General features: G+C 57.1%; 19 protein-coding genes, 1 pseudogene and 1 other annotated feature. Of the genes and pseudogenes, 6 read left to right on the top strand and 14 right to left on the bottom strand.

Going from position 1 to position 17,011, the window contains the following annotated elements:
* Positions 1–88: 88 nt before the first annotated feature.
* Entirely contained in the window at positions 89–1,879 is a 1,791-nt protein-coding gene (locus ETQ85_RS24355; RefSeq protein WP_246128896.1) for a sigma-54-dependent Fis family transcriptional regulator, read from the top strand.
* A gap of 57 nt (positions 1,880–1,936) precedes the next feature.
* Here the strand turns inward: ETQ85_RS24355 and gstA are convergent, their stop codons facing one another.
* From gstA to ETQ85_RS24315, 8 genes and pseudogenes are all read right to left on the bottom strand, one after another.
* Positions 1,937–2,542 (bottom strand): glutathione transferase GstA, encoded by a 606-nt coding sequence (gstA, locus tag ETQ85_RS24350; protein WP_148581599.1) that lies wholly within the window; start codon positions 2,540–2,542, stop codon positions 1,937–1,939.
* Positions 2,543–2,612: 70 nt separating this feature from the next.
* Positions 2,613–3,314: an NAD(P)H-dependent oxidoreductase gene (locus tag ETQ85_RS24345; protein ID WP_148581598.1), complete on the bottom strand. Its 702-nt coding sequence runs from the start codon at positions 3,312–3,314 to the stop codon at positions 2,613–2,615.
* A gap of 14 nt (positions 3,315–3,328) precedes the next feature.
* The gene (locus ETQ85_RS24340; RefSeq protein WP_148581597.1) at positions 3,329–3,754 is read right to left on the bottom strand and encodes a tautomerase family protein; all 426 of its coding nucleotides are present in this window, start codon (positions 3,752–3,754) and stop codon (positions 3,329–3,331) included.
* A gap of 12 nt (positions 3,755–3,766) precedes the next feature.
* Complete coding sequence (locus ETQ85_RS24335; RefSeq protein WP_148581596.1) at positions 3,767–4,522, bottom strand: SDR family oxidoreductase; 756 nt, start codon at positions 4,520–4,522, stop codon at positions 3,767–3,769.
* 58 nt (positions 4,523–4,580) lie between these two features.
* Entirely contained in the window at positions 4,581–5,636 is a 1,056-nt protein-coding gene (gene dmpG, locus ETQ85_RS24330) for a 4-hydroxy-2-oxovalerate aldolase (protein ID WP_148581595.1), read from the bottom strand.
* The gene (locus ETQ85_RS24325; RefSeq protein ID WP_148581594.1) at positions 5,637–6,551 is read right to left on the bottom strand and encodes an acetaldehyde dehydrogenase (acetylating); all 915 of its coding nucleotides are present in this window, start codon (positions 6,549–6,551) and stop codon (positions 5,637–5,639) included.
* A 27-nt stretch (positions 6,552–6,578) separates the two neighbouring features.
* Positions 6,579–6,782, bottom strand: a complete 204-nt coding sequence (locus ETQ85_RS24320) for a tautomerase family protein (protein ID WP_148581593.1) — start codon at positions 6,780–6,782, stop codon at positions 6,579–6,581.
* Positions 6,783–6,798: 16 nt separating this feature from the next.
* Positions 6,799–7,290 (bottom strand): annotated as a pseudogene (locus tag ETQ85_RS24315) (fumarylacetoacetate hydrolase family protein); the annotation flags it as partial.
* A 101-nt stretch (positions 7,291–7,391) separates the two neighbouring features.
* Between ETQ85_RS24315 and ETQ85_RS24310 the strand changes: the two are divergent.
* On the top strand, positions 7,392–8,420 hold the full coding sequence (locus ETQ85_RS24310) for a zinc-dependent alcohol dehydrogenase family protein (RefSeq protein WP_246128895.1): 1,029 nt from the start codon (positions 7,392–7,394) through the stop codon (positions 8,418–8,420).
* 188 nt (positions 8,421–8,608) lie between these two features.
* Here the strand turns inward: ETQ85_RS24310 and ETQ85_RS24305 are convergent, their stop codons facing one another.
* From ETQ85_RS24305 to ETQ85_RS24280, 5 genes are all read right to left on the bottom strand, one after another.
* On the bottom strand, positions 8,609–9,223 hold the full coding sequence (locus ETQ85_RS24305) for a hypothetical protein (protein WP_148581592.1): 615 nt from the start codon (positions 9,221–9,223) through the stop codon (positions 8,609–8,611).
* A 3-nt stretch (positions 9,224–9,226) separates the two neighbouring features.
* Entirely contained in the window at positions 9,227–9,907 is a 681-nt protein-coding gene (locus tag ETQ85_RS24300) for a hypothetical protein (RefSeq protein WP_148581591.1), read from the bottom strand.
* A 595-nt stretch (positions 9,908–10,502) separates the two neighbouring features.
* Positions 10,503–10,985: a tyrosine-type recombinase/integrase gene (locus ETQ85_RS24290; protein WP_246128894.1), complete on the bottom strand. Its 483-nt coding sequence runs from the start codon at positions 10,983–10,985 to the stop codon at positions 10,503–10,505.
* A 299-nt stretch (positions 10,986–11,284) separates the two neighbouring features.
* The gene (locus tag ETQ85_RS24285) at positions 11,285–12,229 is read right to left on the bottom strand and encodes a GlxA family transcriptional regulator (protein ID WP_148581589.1); all 945 of its coding nucleotides are present in this window, start codon (positions 12,227–12,229) and stop codon (positions 11,285–11,287) included.
* Between the two features lie 63 nt (positions 12,230–12,292).
* A protein-coding gene (locus ETQ85_RS24280; RefSeq protein WP_148581588.1) for an IS3 family transposase occupies positions 12,293–13,521 on the bottom strand; the annotation gives its coding sequence in 2 pieces (ribosomal slippage) (positions 12,293–13,233 and positions 13,233–13,521; 1,230 coding nt in all).
* Positions 13,127–13,243: a sequence feature (AL1L pseudoknot), on the bottom strand. Its footprint overlaps the gene before it by 117 nt.
* Positions 13,522–13,527: 6 nt before the next feature.
* Here ETQ85_RS24280 and ETQ85_RS24275 point away from each other — a divergent pair.
* Positions 13,528–14,277 carry an acyl-CoA dehydrogenase family protein gene (locus tag ETQ85_RS24275; RefSeq protein ID WP_342781985.1) on the top strand — a complete coding sequence of 250 codons (750 nt, stop codon included), beginning with the start codon at positions 13,528–13,530 and terminating at the stop codon, positions 14,275–14,277.
* Positions 14,278–14,939: 662 nt separating this feature from the next.
* Here the strand turns inward: ETQ85_RS24275 and ETQ85_RS24270 are convergent.
* Positions 14,940–15,173: a helix-turn-helix transcriptional regulator gene (locus ETQ85_RS24270; RefSeq protein ID WP_246128893.1), complete on the bottom strand. Its 234-nt coding sequence runs from the start codon at positions 15,171–15,173 to the stop codon at positions 14,940–14,942.
* 76 nt (positions 15,174–15,249) lie between these two features.
* Between ETQ85_RS24270 and ETQ85_RS24265 the strand changes: the two genes are divergently transcribed.
* The 3 genes from ETQ85_RS24265 to ETQ85_RS24255 form a co-directional block, all read left to right on the top strand.
* Positions 15,250–15,675: a hypothetical protein gene (locus ETQ85_RS24265; protein WP_148581585.1), complete on the top strand. Its 426-nt coding sequence runs from the start codon at positions 15,250–15,252 to the stop codon at positions 15,673–15,675.
* Positions 15,676–15,800: 125 nt separating this feature from the next.
* Complete coding sequence (locus tag ETQ85_RS24260) at positions 15,801–16,433, top strand: HAD family hydrolase (protein WP_148581584.1); 633 nt, start codon at positions 15,801–15,803, stop codon at positions 16,431–16,433.
* 146 nt (positions 16,434–16,579) lie between these two features.
* Positions 16,580–17,011, top strand: a 432-nt coding sequence (locus ETQ85_RS24255) for an antitoxin Xre-like helix-turn-helix domain-containing protein (protein ID WP_148581583.1), incomplete at its 3' end; no start/stop codon positions are given.

The following is a 17,011-nucleotide window of genomic DNA, read 5'->3' as shown; positions in this document are numbered from 1 at the left end:
TACAAATAAATGCATTAAATGCATTAAATGATACGCAAAAGGTATCGCCAAGCAGTACAACAAGGGCTATCCGATCAGGCGATAATCGGTGCAAAAGACCGATTGCGATCAGACCGCCAGATCGTCGCATTATTGCCTGCAAGGACTATTCCGCATGTCAAACCAAACCATTCGCCTGCAACTGCCCAATGATCGGGTCAAGCATCGTTTTCCCGATATTGAAGACATCATCAAACGCCTGCTCTTCTCGCCGGGCGATGGTGAAATCTGGCTGGATCAGCAACGCATGCTCCTGCTGCACAGTGCAGCCATTGCGTCGCTGCGGCGCGAGTTGATCGAAACGCTGGGCAGTGACAAGGCACGCGGTCTGCTCAGCCGCATGGGCTACCAGTCGGGCGCCCGCGACGCTGACATGGTGCGTCGCGAGCATCGCAACCGCAATGATTTCGATGCCTTTGCCGTCGGGCCACAACTGCACGCACTGGAAGGCTTCATGTCGATCGAAACCATCGTTCAGGAAGTTGATAGCGAAACAGGCCACTATTACGGTGAATACATCTGGCACAACTCAGCCGAAGCCGAGGAACACTTGCGGGCTCACGGACGTAGCGCTTCACCCGTGTGCTGGATGCAGCAAGGTTATGCGAACGGTTATCTAAGCAGTTTTCTGGGCCGGCAGATGCTGGTCCGCGAAGTCGAATGCAAGGCCATGGGGCACGCCACTTGTCGAATTATCGGCAAAGCCGTTGAGCAATGGGATGCCCCGGAAAACGACTTGCGTTACCTGCAGGCTCAGGATTTTGTGCAAAGCCCGAATAACCGCCAGGTTAATTTCCAGCGTAGTGGCGACCCAGTCTCCGCCAAGATCAATCTGGTTGGCATTTCCTCCGGCTTCAATACCGTCTGCCACATGATCCAGCGCGTCGCACCAACGCAGGCCACCGTGCTGTTCCTGGGCGAAAGCGGAGTCGGAAAGGAACAGTTCGCGCGCACGCTGCACAATATCAGCGAGCGGGCTGCGCAAACCTTTGTCGCCATCAACTGCGCGGCGATTCCGGAACAACTGATCGAATCCGAGCTGTTCGGTGTCGAAAAAGGTGGCTATAGCGGCGCCTCACAATCCCGCCCGGGACGTTTTGAACGCGCCGATGGCGGCACGCTGTTTCTCGATGAAATCGGCACTTTGAGTCTGGTCGCCCAGGGCAAACTGCTGCGTGCCCTGCAGGAAGGCGAGATCGAACGCATCGGCGACACCAAGGTGCGAAAGGTGGATGTGCGGATCGTCGCGGCAACCAACGAAGACCTGCGCAAACAGGTCGAGGCAGGCAAATTCCGCGACGACCTGTTCTATCGCCTGAATGTTTTTCCAGTGCAGATTCCGCCACTGCGCGAGCGCAAGGAAGACATCCTGCTTTTGGTCGAACATTTCCTGAACCGTTTCTGCGCCCTGCACAAATGCCAGGTCACAGGCTTTACCGAGAGCGCCATCGAGGCACTGATGCGTTACGGCTGGCCGGGCAATATCCGCGAACTGGAAAATCTGATCGAGCGCGGTGTCATTCTGGCACCAGACGGCGGTGCCATCGATATCGACCATCTATTCACCAGTGGTGAAAAACTGGGCGCTGCGCCCTCCGCCAAGGAGCCAGCGCCAAGCTCATCGACGGTCAACGGCAACGTGCCACAACTCGCAGATGCCCTGCACGCCGCACTGGCTGATAGCCAGATATCACTCGACGAACTGGAAGAAATCGCCGTCAACGAAGCCCTGAGCCTGGCCGCCGGCAACGTTTCTTCGGCGGCCAAAATCCTCGGCACCACCCGCGCCCGAGTCGCTTATCGACTATCCGGGAAGAAAGTGCCACATCCGGCGGAATAAACAATCACCGGGCTACGGCTTAGGACATTCCTGCTGCGCTACGCTGGCTTCACAAGTTCAGAGCAAACCTTCGGCACGCATCGCGGTCTGTACGGCCGGCCGGGTAGCAATGCTGTGATGGTAATCGACCAGAGCCGGCCATTCGGCCAGGCTCATTTTCAGGAAGAAGGTCCAGTTGATCACGGTGAACAAGTAGGCGTCGGCGACGCTGAATTCGCTGCCGGTCAGGTGATCACGGCCGTTCAGAATGTCATCGAGGTAGGCGAAGCGTCGTTCGATATTGCTGCTGGCTGCCGCCTTCCAGTCAGCCGATGCGGTCGGCTTGAACAAGGGGGTGAAGTTCTTGTGCAGTTCGGTGCCGATGAAGGTCAGCCATTCCTGCACCCGGACCCGGGCCAGCGTGCCGGCGGGTGGCAAGAGGCCGGCTTCGGGCTTCAGGTCGGCCAGGTACTGGACGATGGCCGGGCCTTCGGTAATCAGTTCGCCGTCGTCAAGCAACAGCGCCGGGATGTAGCCTTTCGGATTGATCGTCGTGAAATCACGACCGTCTTCGGTCTGCTGGGTGGCCAGGTTCACCTTGACCAGTTCGTGCGGCAAAGCGAGTTCACACAACACGATGTGCGGCGAGAGCGAGCAGGCGCCCGGGGTGTAGAACAGTTTCATTTTGTCTCCTTTTTTGCGGTCGACCCTGGGGCCAGCCTTCGTTTCTATGGTCCTGAAAACGGTCGGTTTTTCAGGTTTTGGGATACAGGCGGTCGTCAAAATCGTCGAGTGACGGGAAGCTGAGCGAGGTGAGATCGTCCAGACGATTCAGGCGCCCCGCGTATTCGACCAGAATCTGCTGCCGAGATTCCTGTGTCACGTAAGGAACATGGTAAGCCGCGAAAGGTGGCAGCACCGTAAACCCGGCATAAGCCAGCGAACCGCGCAGGATGGGGCGCAACATGGTTTCCAGTTCGCCATGAATGGCCTGCGGGCCGAACATGTGTTCACGACCGCCGAGGGTAAAACTCAGCAGCGCCCGCTTGCCGCGCATGCCGCCCTGATCGTAGAAACGCTTGCCGCCGTAGAAACGTCCGGAAACGAAAACCCGGTCGATCCAGCCTTTCATGATGGCCGGCACGGAAAACCAGAAAATCGGGAAATTCAGGATCAGTACATCGCACCAGTCGACCTTGGCCACTTCCTCGCGGATATCGGCAGCGATTGTCCCGCTCTCGAACCCTTTGCGCTGCTCCAGCGCATAAACACAGTAATCGGGATCGCTGCGCTCGGCAAAATCAGCGGCTGAAGCGACCGGGTTGAACTGCATCGCGTACAGATCGGACACCCGGACTTCATGCCCGGCGGCGCTCAAAGTCGCGACCGCCTGGTCCTTCAGGGCCGTGGTGAAGGACTGCGGTTCGTAATGTGCATGGACGATCAGGACTTTCATGTTTACTCCAGGATTCACGAATTGCCGGCAGCCAGGCGTCGGGCTTCGATTTCAGCCTGCCGCAGCGAACTGGCTGGCTGACCACCGATACTCCAGTCTGCCGGCGCAACCGGGACAATACCACCGCGCACCAATTCCCTTGGCACATCCAGCAACTCGACGATCAGGTCGGTAAATGCTGCCAGCAACTGCTGGCGATCTTCCAGCGAACGTCCTTCCAGGACGATGAAGGAAAAATACGGCGCATTCACCCCAGCGTCGCGGACCAGTTGGCCACCGACACACATCAGATGCGGCTCATGCTCGGTCACGAACACCCGGACCCGATCCAGCGGACAACGCAACCCGGCGGCAAACGCCTCGCTGCAACGCAGCAGCAAGTTCTCGACCCGATCGGCAGCATGTTGCCCGCGTACCAGGTGAATATTCAGAATCGGCATGGATTTTTCCTTTCAGGGCAGGCCGCGCCGACGCCCGGCGTCGAGCATCAGTGTCGAACCGGTCATCGCCGAGGCTTCCGGTGCCAGCAACATTTCCAACGCCCAGGCCACCTGGCCGGGTTCGGTGAAAGCGTGGATCGACGATTCGTCCAGCATTCCAGCCAACACCACGTCGACGGTCGTGTTTTGCAGCCGCGCGCGGTCGGCGGCGACCCGGCGCAGGCGTTCGGTATCGGCCGGACCGGGCGCCACCAGATGCGCCGTAATGCCCCGCTCGCCATAAGCCAGACTCAGCTGGCGCACCACATTGACCAGCGCGGCATTGGCTACGCCGGCCGCTGCGGCATAGGCCGTTGGCTCGAAACCATAATGACCGCCGATGGCAACCAGTCGCGAATTGGGGCGCAAATGGCCGTCGACCGCACGCACCAGACGCAACAAACCGCCGACCTTGATATTCACCGCATCAACCAGCGCAGCAGTCGAAATATTCAGCACGCCGCCCCCGACGCTAACACCGGGACCATGCACCACCATGCGCACCGGGCCGGGCAAGGCAGCACGGATGGCGTCTATCGAATCATCGTGGGCAATATCGGCGGCGCAGGCAATCAGGCCGGGATGTCTGGCGGCCAGAGTTTCCAACGTCGCCGCGCTGCGCGCCACGGCAACCACGCCCAGACCGCGCGCCAGAAAGCGCTCGACCATCACCGTGCCAAAAGCGCCGGTGGCGCCAACAACGACAACGTACTCCGTGACTTGCGCCATTTTTATACCTTCAGACAGGTTGACCGCGAAATTCCATGAATTCCACGGTCAACGCGGTTTAAACCGCGATTTCCTTCAACAAGCCGCGTTCCTTGGCCATGGTCATCGCCGTATCGACAATCATGTCTTCCTGACCGCCGATCATCTTCTTGCGGCCCAACTCAACCAGGATGTCGCGTGCCGGAATGCCGAAGCGCTCGCCGGCCCGCTTGGCATGCAGCAGGAAAGTCGAATAGACGCCGGCAAAGCCCAGGGTCAGCGATGCCCGGTCGACGCGCACCATGTGCTCCATCATCGGCACGATCATGTCTTCGGCCATGTCCATCAGCTGGAACAGGTCGCAACCGGTGACGATGCCCATGCGTTCGCAGACTGCAACGAACACTTCGGTCGGCGTGTTGCCGGCACCGGCGCCCAGACCGGCCACCGACGTGTCGATGCGCGTTGCCCCGGCTTCGATGGCAGCAATCGAGTTGGCAATGCCCATGCCCATGTTGTGATGGCCGTGGAAACCGATTTCAGTTTCCGGATTGAGCACGGCGCGCAGCGCAGCAACCCGATCCTTGACGTCGCCCGGCAGCATGTAACCGGCAGAATCGGTGATGTACACCGTGTTCGCGCCATACGACTCCATCAGCTTGCCCTGTTTGGCCAGACCTTCGGCGGTATTCAGGTGCGCCATCATCAGGAACCCGTTGGTATCCATGCCCAGCTTGCGGCAGAAGGCGATGTGCTGTGGCGAGGTATCGGCTTCGGTACAGTGCGTTGCCACATGCACGGCGCGCGCCCCGGCATCGTAGGCCGACTGCAATTCCTTCATCGTGCCCAGACCGGGAATCAGCAGCACCGAGACCTTGGCCTGCTTCATCTTGCCGGCCACGGCGCTGATGTAATCCTCGTTGCTGTGCGGCGCAAAACCATGCTGCAGCGAGTTGCCACCGAGGCCGGCGCCATGCGTGACCTGGATGTACGGCACGCCGGCCGCGTCGAGCGCCGTGGCGATCTGCACCATCTGCTCGACCGAAATCTGCTCGCGCTTGGCATGCATGCCGTCGCGCAGGCTCATGTCGTGAATGACGACCTTGCGGCCCTTGAGATTGATGTCAGCGATCATTTATGCCACCTCCAGCGACTTGAGCTGAATGCTTCCAGCCAGGATTTCTTCGGCGAACATTTCGGCCGTGCGCGTTGCAGCGGCCGTCATGATGTCCAGGTTGCCGGCGTATTTCGGCAGGTAATCGCCCAGACCGGCGACTTCCATGAAAACGGTGACCCGCTTGCCGTCAAACAGCGGGCCGTTGACCAGGCGGTAACCCGGCACGTATTTCTGCACTTCCTTGATCATGGCCAGCACCGAAGCGGTGATCCGTTCCTGATCAGGTTCGTCGTCGGTCAGGCAGGAAATGGTGTTGCGCATCATCATCGGCGGATCGGCCGGATTGATGATCGCCAGCGCCTTGCCCTTGCGTGCCCCGCCAACGATCTCGATGGCGTTCGACGTGGTGTACGTGAATTCGTCCAGATTGGCCCGGGTGCCCGGACCAATCGATTTCGACGCCAGGCTGGCGACGATTTCGCCATAGCCGACCGGCTGCACGCTGGACACGGCATAGACGATGGGAATCGTCGCCTGACCGGCGCAGGAAATCATGTTCACGTTCATCTCGACCTTTTCGGCATGCGCCTTCAGGTTGACCGGAGGAACGCACAAAGGGCCAATCGCGGCTGGCGTCAGGTCGATCATCATGACGCCGAGTTCGTTCAGCTTGCGCGAATTTTCGGCATGCACATAGGCCGAGGTGGCATCGAAAGCGATCTGGATGCCATCGGCCAGGACATGCGGCAGCAGGCCGTCGACGCCGTCGGCAGTGGTTTTCAGGCCCATGTCACGGGCGCGTGCCAGGCCTTCCGATTCCGGGTCGATACCGACCATCCAGACCGGCTCAAGCAGCGGGCTGCGTTGCAACTTGTAGATCAGATCGGTGCCGATGTTGCCGGAGCCGATCAGCGCACATTTGATTTTTTTCATCTTGTCCTCGATTTCCTGGTGTCGGCTTCAGTCAGCCTTGGCCGCGTTACGCTGGCCCACGGTCTGACCGCCGACCGAAAAATGTTCAACCGGATGTTCGGTAATCAGGATGCGTACCTGCTCCGGCTGGACTTCCAGCGCATCCACCAACGCCGCCGTCATCGCGGCAACGGCCTTGCGCTTTTTTTCCACGCTGCGCCCCTCCAGCAGGTGCATCTCGATAATTGGCATGGTTGGATTTCCTTTTCTATTCAACAAAGCGCATGGAGACGCTACCCAGTTCCTGGAAGCGCGCCACGATGCTGTCACCGGGCTTGACCGCTACGGCTTCGGTAATGCCGCCGCTCATGACGAAACTGCCGGCCGGCAATTCCTCGCCCAGCTCACCGAGAATATTGACTAGCATCGCCACCGCATCGGCCGGATGCCCGAGCACGGCCGCCGAAGCGCCCAGCGTAACAATCTCGCCATTCTTTTCCATGACTACGCCCAATGTGCGCAGGTCGATATCGGCTGGATAACGCGCCCGCCCGCCACCGACATAGCGGGCGGAAGAACCGTTGTCGGCAACCACGCTTTCCAGATCGAACTTGAAACCGGAAAAACGCGAGTCGATGATTTCGACGGCCGGCAACACGTAATCGGTGGCATCCAGCACATCCTGGCGGGTGCAGTTCGGGCCCTTCAACGCCTTCTTCATGACGAATGCCACTTCGCACTCAACGCGCGGATGCACCAGATAAGCGGAAAGTCCGGTAGCCGATTGCGACAGCGGCTTAGGAATGCTAGACTTAACTCATAGTTACATTTCTGAACCATGTGTCGGCATTAGAAGAAATTATGAATACCATTGGAGAACGTATGAAAGCCATCAAATTGCATCACCCCGCGGGAATCGACAATCTTCATCTGGTTGAATTGGAAGATCCGGGTTCGCCACAACGAGGGGAAATTCGTGTTCGTGTCCTAGCCAATTCACTGAATTACCACGACTACGCGGTGATAGTGGGGCGCCTCCCGACACCGCATGGGCGAATCCCCTTGTCCGATGCTGGCGGCGTCATTGAAGCAGTAGGTGAGGATGTCGAAGAATTTAAAGTCGGTGACAAGGTTGTGTCTTGCTTCTCCACAACTTGGCAGGCTGGAGCACCTTGCGTGAGCAACTTTTCTACTGCCCCCGGCGATGGCGTGGAGGGGTATGCGCAGAATGTAGTCGTGCGACCTGCTCATTGGTTTACGCACGCTCCGCATGGCTGGACTCATGAAGAGGCGTCAACATTAACCGTCGCAGGTCTCACTGCTTGGCGTGCTCTTGTGGTCAATGGAGGAATTAAAGCTGGAGATACGGTATTGGTTCTGGGGACCGGTGGTGTATCGATATTTGCGCTTCAGTTTGCCAAGCACATGGGTGCGAAGGTCATCGCGACCTCATCCTCAGACGAGAAAATAGAGCGACTTCGGCAGTTAGGCGCTGATCACACAATTAATTACCGGACCAACGAAAATTGGGGTGCAACTGTCCTTGAACTCACAAACGGACGTGGTGTTGACCACGTAGTCGAAGTTGGCGGCGCTGGGACTTTGGCTCAATCGATAATGGCCACAAAGATTGGCGGACACATCGCGTTGATCGGCGTGCTCACAGGCCGCGAAGGAACTATTCCAACGGCTGCCCTGATGGCAAAACAGATTCGGCTACAGGGGATACTGGCGGGTAGTCGATCTGAACAAGTTGAAATGATCCGGGCAGTCGAAGTCATGGGTATGCGGCCGATTATTTGCCAGAGTTTTCCATTAGAGAGTTTGGCCGATGCTTTCAGATACGAAGCCGCTGGACTTCATTTCGGGAAGATCGTCATTACTCAATAGGATGCCTTCCACAAATAGATTCACTGGCTAACGCAGGAATTTTGTTGGGAAGGACCGATTGTTGCCCCATGCCATCGGCAAGCATGATGTCCGGTTCTGGGCCGATAGCAGACGTTTCCCATGGAATGCCCTAGTTTCAAAGTAGCCTATCAACCGAGCCGGGGAATGTCCGGCCCGCCTGTCGGAGATTACGCTGCCGGTGTGTCGCTTAACTCTTGGGCCTCTGCATCCAGTCTGGTCCAGTACGGAATGGCCGTCTTTTCGAGCCAGATTGCGAAGAATTGCTGACCAACGGGCTCGATCGCTCGCGCGACCAGCGCCAGGTTGGCTGTAGGGACCCAGCGCCGCCTGTCGACGGTTTTGGCTCCAAACTCGGCGACGAGAGACGGTGCGATTCTTTTTCCCATAGCCCGCTCCAACGCAGACGTTTCCAACCAGAGGCCGCCTTGCGGGCCAAGAACGAAGGTCGGCGTGACGACAACGCCGGCGTATTCCAGTTTGGCTAGTTCCTCCTGCCGTCTCGTCTCGACTCGTTCTGCCCCGATGATTTTCTTCCTGAGTTGTCGGCCGGATTCCATTCCGCCGGCCAGGAACACGTCGAAGCCGACCGCTACAGCCAGACCCAAGGCGATAGGGAATGCCAGGAAGAATAGCCAGGCGCCGATGAACGCGCCGGCAACACTCAAAGCGCCGAACACGGCCAGCAACTTCAGCCGCGCCGCGATAATCGATCTGGAGACGTCCCAATCCCGATAGTCGGGCAAGACCAAAGCTTCGCGCACGAGTTCGCCGAGGGATGGCATACGCTATCGTTCCCGAAGCGCCGCCGAGAACCAGTCCGGCACTTCACGGAAGCGCAGGGTCGTCCCCATTCGGTGCCAAGGCCCTGGATAGTTTTCCGATGCGGGCGGCTTCAGGTTCTCAATCACCACACCTCGGGCATCCAGAAATGGCTTGAGGACGAGCCAGGCGAGCAGTTCAGCGTCGTCGTAGTCGCCCATCCGGAAGAACGGCATGGGACTGCCTGATTTTGCTGAAGGGTCTTGGTAATACCACAGCCCCCAGCGCACGGGCATGTCGAGACGCTCGAACACCACCATAAAGACGCCGACCCGGCCCCAGGGATGACTCGTGAAGGCCGTGACTCGGGCCGGCAGATGCGGCACGTCGTCCGGCATCGGTCGCATGGCATAGCTCTCCATCTCCCGCCCCCAGTCCTCCAGGGGTCTTTCCGGATGGTCGGAGAGCGGCGAGACAATCCATTCGTAGACCGGCATCCGAACATAAGGGACGCGCTCGAGGATCGCCTCGGCCAGTTCCCGGTCGTTGAGCCACGGTGCCTGCGCGTCGGGATTTTCACCAAACCCCGTCTCATGAGTGAACGCCTTGAGCCGGCCTCGTGTGAGCAGGAGTGCAGCCAGACGCGCCTCCCGCCGCGTCGGCGGCGGAGGATAGTCGGGAGGCAGCACAACGGCTGAGAACGACATGACGGCTCCTATTAAGGACTGGTGCTTTGGCGAAACGGGGGGGGCTCGGCCGCCACGGGCAATGAGGCTGACATCATATCTCCGTCAGCGAACCAATCTAGGTTAGGAGACTCCCGGACTATCGAGGAATGTCCAGTCCCTGTGTCGGGGACTGGTCAACTTCCTAGCGCTCATTGTTCAGGCTCGTAGCCCGAGGTGTTCAACATCGTCGTCCCGGGTGGTCAACTACACCGTTCCGGGTGGTCAACTTCAATAAGCGAATGCAATACTGATCAAGAGGCATTCGATCTATTCCTTGAGGAAGTTAACTCGGAAGGTATAGAAGCAATGATTGGTCCCGAGCCAGGATCATCGATTCATTGATACGGCATAAAATGGGGGCTGGTTATAGAACAGCCTGCGCGCCTGAGTTTTGTGTTCAGCGGCCATTCAAATGACTGCATTTTAGAGAGCTGAAAGGGCGGCCGTTGGTCGGCGGTCGGCGGTCGGCGGTCGGCGGTCGGCGGTCGGCGGTCGGCGGTCGGCAGCCCGCGTACCCCCTGATGCCGAAAGGCGGCCGTACGTAAAAGGTACTCACACAGCCGCAACACTCCGGCTAGATTTCAGTCTGCTCCGAAATCTCTAGCGCATCGTCTACCTCGATGCCTAGGTAGCGAACGGTGCTTTCCAGCTTGGAATGACCAAGTAGCAACTGAACTGCCCTAAGATTCTTCGTCCGCTTGTAGGTCAAGGTTGCCTTCGTTCTTCGCATGGAATGCATCCCGTAGGCAGATGAATCAAGGCCGGCAGCTTCGGCCCAGTGATGCACTATCCGCGCATATTGGCGTGTCGAGACATGAGGCGATGTAGCCACCCTGCTCGGGAATAGGAACTGATCGCTTCGCAGATGTGACTTCTCCAACCAGGCCGACACTGCTGTCCTCGTCGGTTCTGTCAGCTCGAACTGTACTGGCCGCTGCGTTTTCCGCTGGATTACCATGGCGCGAGATAGCACTCGGTTTCCGTGGGTTATGTCACGCACCCGCAGGCTGACGAGATCGCAGCCCCTTAGCTTACTGTCGATGGCCAGGTTGAACATGGCAAGGTCGCGGACCGCATGGGCATTCTGGAGGTAGATGCGGATGGCTCAGATGTCCTTGGGCTTGAGCGGTGGCTTCTGGCCGACGAGCTTTCCCTTGTTCCAGGCTTCGCGTTTGCTGATGATTTCCATCTTTGACTCCTTGGCTGTTGATCGGAGTCATATGTTCGGTCTGTGGGGAAATGGCTGCTGTGGGGCGGGATGGCCTACACGGGCTGTCGGCCACAAGCGGTCTTTCAGAGCAAACTCTGATTCGTCAATTGAATGACCGCCAGGCACCTGAAAGATGCCAGATTCCGCTAATCGTTTGCTTCTTGTGGTTTTTCTGAAGTTTTATCGCCTTTGAATCGATTCCTGTACACCCCGGGAGTAATTCCGATTCTTTCCCTAAACAGTCGCGTGAATGAACTGCTATCCGCATACCCTACATAAGCACATATCTGTTCGATACTGAATTTTCCCGTCTCAAGCAATGCACGAGCACTGTCAATCCTCATGTTTTGCAAGTAGGCCAGAGGTGTGACGTCGAGTGCTAACTGGAATCGCCGAGTCAGGGTACGTTTTGTAATAGCAAGGTGATCGGCCAAATCCGCCATCTGTACGTCAGTTCCCATTCGCTTGTGCAACCACTCTTGTGCGCGGTGAATCAGCGCATCGTTGTGGGTTCGCTCTGTCATTAGTGGCAATAGCGGGGTCTGCGTACTTTGCGTCACGTCAATGAGCATGCTGCGTGCGCATTGGGTTGCAATCGCAGCGCCTGAGAAATGCGATAACACCCTTATCGTTTGAGTCCAAAATGCCGCATGTGCGCCAGCACAGATCAAACGATCTTCTTCTGTCACCAAGGGGTGCATTTCAAGATTGACCTTGGGAAACCGGTTTCTGAATTGCCGCTCAAGCCACCAAGTTGTAGTAGCACGTTTGTCGTTCAGCAATCCAGTGGAGGCCAACACAAAGGTACCGGTACAGTTTGCTGCTAAATAGGTTCCTTCCCCCCATTGGTCGCGAAGCCATTGATACAGCGGCTCAGATTTTTTCAGAAACTTTGAGAGGGCTTCCTTGTTGGTGTAATGGAAACTGGGAATGAAAATCACATCGTAAATTTTGCGGGATGAAATGGTGTTCGTTGCCAAACAAAGTGAGTTGCTTGCTTGAATCATCCCGCCGGAAGGTGACATAAAGTCCCACGTATAAAGATGCTCAGAAGCATCCGTTTTTTTCAAGTGAGCATTGGCAACCTGCATCAGATCGGCAAACCCGCCAACAACTGAATCGCCCCGGGTTCCATGGAGGCTGGTTGGTTTAAGTCAGGCCACGATGGCGGCCTGACAGGCGAGTTGCCTATAGTAGTTTGCCTCAGCTTCTGCCGGCGGGATATAGCCAATAGGTTCAAGTAGTCTGTGGTGGTTAAACCACGACACCCATTCCAGGGTTGCCAGTTCCACGGATTCCTTGGTTTTCCAGGGCGCCCGCCGGTGGATCATCTCGGCCTTGTACAAACCATTAATCGTCTCGGCCAAGGCGTTGTCGTAGCTGTCGCCCTTGCTGCCGACTGAAGGCTCAATCCCGGCTTCGGCCAGTCGCTCGCTGTAGCGGATCGAGACGTACTGCGAGCCTCTGTCCGAGTGGTGGATCAAGGTTTCCTCGGGACTCGGCTGGCGGGCATACAGCGCCTGTTCCAGCGCATCGAGCACGAAGTCCGTATGCATGGAACTGCTGACGCGCCAGCCAACTATTCGTCGAGCAAAAACGTCGATAACGAAGGCGACATACAGCCAGCCTTGCCAGGTCGAGACATAGGTGAAGTCCGAGACCCACAACTGATTGGGACGTTCAGCCTTGAACTGCCGATTGACCCGATCCAGTGGGCAAGGCGCTTTGCTGTCGCTGATTGTGGTGCGCACCACCTTGCCGCGCATGACACCGCGCAAACCTTGACGCCGCATGAGTCGCTCGACCGTACAGCGGGCCACCACGACGCCCTCGCGGTTCAGTTGCCGCCAGACCTTGTCGGCACCATAGACCCGCAGGTTGGCCTGCCAGACGCGCTCGATCTCGGGCACCAAGACCTCGTCACGCCGCACTCTCTGGCTGCGCTGTTCAGGATTGCGTCGCAGGGCAACATGACGCCGGTAGCCAGACGGGGCAATCTGCAATTGCCTGCAGATCGGCTCGACCCCGAAGGCATCACGATGCTCGTCGACGAAAGACCTCAAGACTTGAATCGGCGGTCGAGCTCCGCCTGGGCGAAAAATGCGCTGGCAAGCTTGAGTATCTCGTTGGCTTTGCGCAGCTCCTTGACCTCACGCTCCAGTTCCTTGACGCGCTTTTGGTCTGCAGTGCTCGGCCCTTCGCGCTGGCCGCTATCTCGTTCGTGCTGACGTACCCAGGTCAATAGCGTCTGCGGCGTGCAACCGATCTTGGCGGCGATGGATTCAACGGCTGACCACTGCGACGGATGATCGGCACGGCTTTCGGCAACCATGCGCACGGCGCGCTCACGGACTTCGGGGGAGAACTTAACTGACTTCTTCATGGCTCTATCTTCTCAAGAGTTAGAGCCTCCACCAAATCCGGGGCGATTCACAAGCGGTGGATCACCAATTCCCCTGTTGCGCATTACATGTTTGTCCTCTGCAAGCTTGATCGGTCAATGACGATGCTTCTGGTCGATATGAAGGCAGACGGAGTAAGTGTTGGTAAGCCGGACAAAAAGATGGGGAACCATTCCCAGTTGACGGCCGATGTCTATTTTGAAAATGTGTTCATCCCAAGCGAGCAGTTGGTTGGCGATGAGGGTAAGGGCTTAAAGGCAGCTTTGACTTCATTGACTCTTGGGCGCGTCGGCATTGGCGCTTGCGGAGTCGGTATGGCTCAGGCGGCGTTTGACTTTGCCGTTGATTACATGCAAAACCGCAGTGTATTCGGCAAGCCGCTTTCCAATTATCAGTACTGGCAATTCCGCTTTGCAGACTATGCAACTCAGCTTGAGAACGCCAGAAATCTATATGTCAAAGCTGCTATTACGCAAGATAAGAAGCGTCCCTCGGTTGCCAACCAATGTGCCATGGCGAAATTGATTGGCAGTGCATTAGCAGGAGATGTCGCGCGTGATGCGATTCAGGTCTGTGGCGGGTATGGCTTTGTCAAAGAGTTGGCCGCTACAGGGCAGCAGTTCCCCCTTGAGGCAATTTATCGGGACTCTAAGATTGGTGAAATTTATGAGGGTGCGAACGAGATTCAGCGCCTTCTGATCGCACGCTCGATCTTTGGCAAGGATGCAGTGGGTTGATTCGAGGTAATTAGATCGGATTGATTAGCCATTGGGCGGCGGTCTCCGGTTGGACTGCAGTATTTATCTTTGTGGCTGCTTTGCATCATAAACAAGCCACAGATTGAATCTAAATAGAATGCCGGCAATGGGTCGAATGTGTGAGTTCTCTGGCGTCGGAAGCTGACGTTAGAGTCCCGCAAGCACAGAAGGGCGGCTTACCGACCTACTGCCGCCCGACACCGAACGGACGGCCCAAGGGCCTGATTGGCCGAGGTGCTGCCTGTTGTTGCTGTCACAAGGCCGGAGCTCGGTCAAAGCCGACCCTGCCCCTCTGGCCTGAATCAATCAGACAGCGAAGTGCTGACCACCTGCCGTTGAGCAATCCAAAGCCGTCGACTACTTGCGAAATCACCTCAAAGATTCGACTGGCGATTATGCAGTAACCTCAAGCTGCGTTGCAGTAAGGTATGGAATGCTGGAGACTCCGTTACTGGTGATCAGCCTGTCCGACAACGCACTCAACTAGCCCGGATTGCGTAATCACGCAATCCGGCATGATGCGCATTCAAGAACATCCTCACCGACCTGCCTAGCTCCAGAGCCGCGCTTGGGATCTGCCGGCACCCTGTCAGGGCAACTAAAGAGTTTAAGTTTTTGGTGAAGTTAAGGTAGTGGGGGCTTTACACATCACTAGTCCCGCGCAGGCTTATCGACAAGTCCGTGCCCAGCACTGTAGATATTCGATGAAGAATCAGAATCGAAGGATTGGCGATCCCTCGTTCCAACTGGGAGACATAGGTCCGATCCACCTCTGCCTGCAAAGCCAAGGCTTCCTGAGATAACCCAAGCCGTCGACGAGTCTGTTTGATCTCGTTGGCAAGTTCAGCGCGAAGGTCATCAAAGGATTTGGCCACCAACAAACAGTGCCGGTGGTGAGACTATCAATCCACGGAATATAATCTACATTTTTCACCTGTAGATTTACTTCTCATGTTCCAAACTCATCGCTCGGCAATCTTTCCCGTACAGTACGATCCCAACGTCAGCCTTTGGAATTGGGTAGAGCTCGGGGTCGATGCACCTTTCTTCATGCTGGAGATCGCATCCCAAACGGAGGATGGTGACTTTGTCACCCACAGAATGACATCCAACATCAACGTGCTACGTGATCACGCGGGCACTTCCGATGCTGGTGTTTTGAAACGTGTTTTCCTGCTTTCACCGGGCGATGTGAATGGCTCGGATGCCTTTCAGCTGGACGCCCTAGACAGCGTTTGTTCGTCGCCGAATAATTCGATAAATATGCTCTTCAAGCTGACCGATGGACGGACGCTCCATTTCAGTTTGGGGGAAGACCAGCTTGATGAGTCCCACTACACCGTCCAGGTATTCAAACGCGTGCCGGAAACAACTTAGCAGTACCGGGGACTGACCTGATCTGGCAAGGTCGCGATGACGACGGCGGTTTGCCCCGCCCGAGGTAGGCAGCGGAATGTGCTTACCCCTGTTGTCCTAAGTTCTGACCATCGCACGAGATAGCAATGATCAAGGCCATTTTGTTCGACGCATTTGGCACTCTTGCGGAGATTGCGGAGCGGCGACGTCCCTACGCCAAACTTTTGTCGCTTGCCGATGCCAAGACCCGCCCGACTCACGCCGACTACGCTGCCATCGTGATGGGGCGAGACTGGGCAATCCAGGAGACCGCCGACTGGCTAGGTGTTACGCAAACTCAAGCTCAGGAAGCTGGAGTTTTCGAGGGCCTTGTAACAGAACTCATGAGCATGCGTCTCTTCCCGGAGGCAGCAGAGACGCTTGCTCAACTGCGTGCGAACGGTTTCACTCTCGGGATCTGCAGCAATCTGGCTCAGCCCTATTCAGCCCCACTACGCGCCTTACTCCCCTTTGAAATGGATGCGTACGTATGGAGCTTTGAAGTGGGGGCTATCAAGCCTAGCCCCATCATTTTCCAGGCCGCTTGCGAGGCCTTGCAAGTGAAGCCGGACGAGATATTGATGATCGGTGACACGTATGAAGCAGATTGTCTCGGCCCTCGGATGCATGAAATGCAGGCGTTACACCTTGCCCGCACGGGATGCAGTCCGGATAGCATTTTCTTGAAGTCACTTTCGGGCCTTCACATGATCTGTGCCCCTGAAGGAGGGCATGACTGATGTACATCAGACGAGATGCCATGGGAATGCAAGGGGCTGGAGCGGACGATAGTTTCCGAACCATGTAGCCTCCGCATGAGGCCAGAGCGCGCCACCGTGTGCGACTGCGACAGTAGAATGGTGATATCTCAGCAGCGGAGACAACCGTGGAAGCAGCCATTGTGATGCAAGCGAAAAGCCTCTATCTGGCGTCGCCGGCGGAGCGCGTGAGGCTCATCCGCAAGCGAATCCCTGCGTCCCACCTCAAGGAACTCGCAGACAGTATGCATATTTTGCAGGGACGCTTACTGAGCATACTCAACCTGCCTAGTGCATCAGTCCGACGCAAGAGCCGTCAAGGCGCAATGCTCACTACCGAGCAAGCTGAGCGTGTAGTCGGTCTGGAGTGCCTGATCGGCCAGGTCGCGGTTATGGTGGAGGAATCAGGCGACACGATCGGTTTCGATGCAGCCCAATGGGTGGGAGAGTGGCTTACTCAGCCTGTCCCCGCCCTTGGGGGAGCGACTCCCGCTGATTTCGTGGAGACGATGACTGGACAAAAGCTGCTCTCCGGGTTCCTGGGGTTTGGGGTGCAGTGG

It is taken from the genome of Zoogloea oleivorans, assembly GCF_008107625.1.
Lineage (GTDB): Bacteria > Pseudomonadota > Gammaproteobacteria > Burkholderiales > Rhodocyclaceae > Zoogloea > Zoogloea oleivorans.
This window is presented reverse-complemented; position numbering and strand designations above follow the sequence as displayed.